General features: G+C 68.3%; 1 protein-coding gene. It reads left to right on the forward strand.

What is annotated here, in order from left to right; genetic code table 11:
• The coding region (locus tag ABZY31_RS31205) for a condensation domain-containing protein (protein ID WP_356417056.1) at nucleotides 1-1,610 on the forward strand (1,610 nt) is incomplete at both ends.

Genomic DNA, 1,610 nt, shown 5'->3' on the forward strand with positions numbered 1-1,610 from the left:
GGTGGCGCTGACGGCGGGGGCGCGTCCGGAGCGGGTTCCGCTGTCGTTCGCGCAGCGTCGTCTGTGGTTCATCGGCCAGCTGGAGGGCCCCAGCGAGACCTACAACATGTCCGTCACCCTGCGTCTGACGGGTGCGGTGGACCAGGTGGCACTGGGCGCGGCGTTCAGGGACGTCCTGGAACGGCACGAAGTCCTGCGCACGGTGTTCTCCGTGGCTGAGGACGGTCAGCCGTACCAGCAGATCGTCGACCTGGCCGAACTGGCCTGGCAACTGGAGACCGTCGAGGTCCCCCCGTCCCGGCTCGCCGGAGCGGTCGCCGACGCGGAGCGGTACGCGTTCGACCTCGCCACTGAAGTGCCCATCCGTGCCTGGCTTTTCTCCGTCGCGCAGGACGAGCACCTCGTCGTGTTGACCACCCACCACATCGCGACCGACGGTTGGTCGATGGGTCCGTTGGCTCAGGATGTGTCGGCTGCTTATGCGGCGCGGTGTGCGGGTGGGGCTCCGGAGTGGGAGCCGCTGCCGGTGCAGTACGCGGATTACGCGCTGTGGCAGCGTGAGCTGCTGGGTGACGAGCAGGACCCGGAAAGTCTGATTTCACGCCAGGTGGCTTACTGGCGTGAGGAGTTGGCGGGTTCTCCGGAGGAGCTGGGGCTGCCGTTCGACCGGCAGCGTCCGGCGGTGGCTTCGCATCAGGGGCACAGTGTGCCGCTGGTGGTGCCGGCGGAGGTGCACGCCCGTCTGGTGGAGGTGGCGCGCGCTGAGTGTGTGACCACGTTCATGGTGTTCCAGGCGGCGCTGGCGCTGCTGCTGTCCCGGCTGGGCGCGGGGACCAACATCCCGATCGGCTCGGCCAACGCCGGACGCACCGATGAGGCGCTGGACAACCTCGTGGGCTGCTTCGTCAATACCCTGGTGCTGCGTGCCGATCTGTCGGGTGACCCGACCTTCCGTGAGCTGCTGGCGCGGGCGCGTGAGCGGGGCCTGTCGGCGCATGCGCACCAGGACGTGCCCTTCGAGAAGCTGGTCGAGGAGCTGGCTCCCAGCCGTTCGATGGCCCGTCACCCCCTCTTCCAGGTGGTCCTGACCAAGCAGGACACCATCGACGCGGTACTCGACCTGCCAGGGGTGCAGGCCGGAGGGGTATCGGCAGAGCTGACTGCGGGCAAGACCACGGCGAAGTTCGATGTGGATGTGATGGTGTCGGAGGCGTTCGACGCGCAGGGTGTGGCGTTGGGTCTTCGGGGTTCGGTGACGGTGGCCGCGGATCTGTTCGACGAGGCGTGGGCTGGGCGGATCGCCGGGTACTGGTCGCGGGTCCTGGACGTGGTCTCTAACGATCCGGGTGTGCGCCTGAGCCGGGTGAATGTGCTGGGTCCGGATGAGCTGGCGACGGTGTTGTCCGGGTGGAATGACACCACGGCCGAGGTTGCGGACGCTTCGGTGGTGGGGTTGTTCGAGGCGCAGGTGGTGCGGTCGCCGGATGCGGTGGCGGTGGTCGCCGATGGTGTGGAGGTGTCGTTCGCGGAGCTGGATGTGCGGGCGAACCGGCTGGCTCACTATCTGGTGTCGCAGGGTGTGGGTGCGGAGTCGGTGGTGGGTCTGTGTC

Origin of the sequence: Streptomyces sp. NPDC006529, assembly GCF_040611795.1 — a bacterium.
Taxonomy (GTDB): Bacteria; Actinomycetota; Actinomycetes; order Streptomycetales; family Streptomycetaceae; genus Streptomyces.